This is a genomic window from Armatimonas sp., assembly GCF_043760365.1.
Classification (GTDB): Bacteria; Armatimonadota; Armatimonadia; order Armatimonadales; family Armatimonadaceae; genus Armatimonas.
Window position 1 is genome coordinate 1 of record NZ_JAYUPA010000122.1, and the last position, 2,268, is coordinate 2,268.

Genomic DNA, 2,268 nt, shown 5'->3' on the forward strand with positions numbered 1-2,268 from the left:
TAGGGCAATGAGCAGGCAAAGAGCCGTGCCACGAACGAGCAGTTCCGTAAAAAAGAGCAACATCACTCAGTTTCCTTTCTGGCGAGCCTCAGTAATCAGCGCGGAGAGCCGTTCTAAATCCTCGTCGGTGAGCTTGCGCTCGTCGTCGGTCAGGAGCGCGGCGACCACTTGCTCGGGCTGCCCCCCAAAGAACGTCTCCATGAGCTTGGAGAGTGCCTCGCGAGCCACCGGCGGACGGGCATTGACGGGGTGGTAGATATACTTTGCGCCGTCCTGTGTGTGCGTCACGTAGCCTTTATCCTCCAGGATGCGCAAGAACGCACGGACGGCGGAGTAGCTGGGGGGATCGGGGAGCTCGGCCAGGACATCCGTGACGGACGCCCCCCCGCGTCGGTAGAGCGCCTCTAATATTTGCCGCTCGCGGCGGCTAAGTTTCTCGGTAAAGTGCATAAGCAGTGCTAATCCTTTAGCATAATGCTAACAGATTAGCACTAATTGTTGCGTTTGTCAAGAGGCAGGGTAAAATCGCTTTATGCCTGACGAGACCTGGCTGCGTTCCCCCGACGGCCTGACGCTGCTGCGCCCGTTTGCCAGCTCCCCTTACCCGCATCCCAGTCGGGCGCAGGGCCACACCTACCAGGGGAAACTCTTTGATGCCATAACCCACTACTCCGATAGCACGGTCGGGCTGGTGATCCCTGCGGGCTTTCGGCCCTCGCAAAGCACCGATTTTATTATCCATACCCTCGATCTGCTCCACGATGAAGTCCTCATGAAGCGCAGCTACTTTGAGCTTTTCCTACGAACCGCCCAATAAATCCCAATTGCCCCCGTCAGGCGAAGCATAGGCGAGGATTTAGGTACAATGCCCCTTAATCATGTCCAAATACGATGCCCTCTTGCCCCACTGGGATCTCTCGCCACTTTTTACCGAACTTGATACCCCAGAGTTTCTTGCAGCCTTCGCGGCGGTTCTGACACAGACGCAAGAACTCGAAACACTCTTCACTCAAAAGAATATCGCCGCGCGAACCCAGAGCGCCCTCACCGACGAGGATATCGCCGCCTACGAGGCGGCAACCCATGCCTTCAATGCACTCTACAACGACCTGCGCCGGGTACGTGCCTACCTCGGCCTCCGCGTGTCGACCAACTCTCGCGATGCCGCGGCGCAGGCCAAGCTCAGCGAGCTCCGTGGTGCGCTGATCCCTCTCGCCAGCCTGAGCACCCGCTTTACGGCGTTTGTGGGCTCGCTGGATAGTGAGGCGCTTATCGCCCGCTCCGCCGTGGCTGCCGCCCACGACTACGCGATCCGCGAGACGCGGATTCAAGCACAGCACCAGCTTCCCCTGGAGCAAGAGGACCTTATTGCCAACCTAAGTCTCTCAGGAAGCAGTGCGTGGGCGCGGCTCCACAATGATCTGACAAGCCAGCTCACGGTCGAACTTAACGGCGAGAGCATCCCCATGAGCATGATCCGCACCCTCGCCACCGATGCCAGTGCCGCAATTCGTAAGAGCGCCTACGAAGCCGAGCTGGGAGCCTGGAAGGCAGTGGCACTCCCTCTCTCATTCGCCATGAATGGCATCAAACACGAAACACGCTTCCTCGCCGAGCGCCGGGGCTGGAGCGACATTTTAGAGCGTTGTTGCCACGATAACAGCATCAGCCGCGCCACACTCGATGCCATGCGCACCGCCGCCGAGAGATCCTTCCCGGACTTTCGCCGCTACCTGAAAGCCAAGGCAAAAAAAGTAAGTGGAGCCGAGAGTCTGCCCTGGTGGGATCTCTTTGCACCACTGACCGTGGAAGGCGCTGAGGGCCGTAACTGGAGCTGGAGTGAGGCCGAGCGCTTTATAGGCACACACTTTGATGCCTACTCGGAGAAAATGGGCGACTTTGCCCGCAAGACTTTTGCGGAGCGCTGGATAGATGCGGAGCCGCGCCCGGGCAAGCGCGATGGGGCGTTCTGTATGGGAATTGGGCCGGGCGAGTCGCGGATCATGCAAAACTTTCGCCCGAGCTTTGATGGTGTTAGCACACTCGCCCACGAGCTAGGCCATGCTTACCACAACCTCTGTCTGAAAGACCGGACGATTCTCCAGTCCGGCACCCCGATGACGCTTGCCGAAACGGCGAGTATCTTCTGCGAAACTATCGTGAAGCACGCCGCTCTGAAAAGCGCGGAGCCGCAGGAGCGCCTTGCGATTCTAGAAGCCTCGTTGCAAAACTCCTGCCAAGTAGTGGTAGATATTGATAGCCGGTTTC

At 58.7% G+C, this 2,268-nt stretch carries 3 protein-coding genes; 2 read left to right on the forward strand and 1 reads right to left on the reverse strand.

What is annotated here, in order from left to right; all coding sequences use genetic code 11:
- Positions 1-66: 66 nt before the first annotated feature.
- Positions 67-450 (reverse strand): BlaI/MecI/CopY family transcriptional regulator, encoded by a 384-nt coding sequence (locus tag ACH2EH_RS03255; protein WP_395138920.1) that lies wholly within the window; start codon positions 448-450, stop codon positions 67-69.
- 82 nt (positions 451-532) lie between these two features.
- Between ACH2EH_RS03255 and ACH2EH_RS03260 the strand changes: the two genes are divergently transcribed.
- The gene (locus ACH2EH_RS03260) at positions 533-817 is read left to right on the forward strand and encodes a hypothetical protein (RefSeq protein ID WP_395138922.1); all 285 of its coding nucleotides are present in this window, start codon (positions 533-535) and stop codon (positions 815-817) included.
- Positions 818-878: 61 nt separating this feature from the next.
- Positions 879-2,268 (forward strand): M3 family metallopeptidase (locus ACH2EH_RS03265; protein ID WP_395138924.1); only part of this gene is annotated, 1,390 nt, incomplete at its 3' end.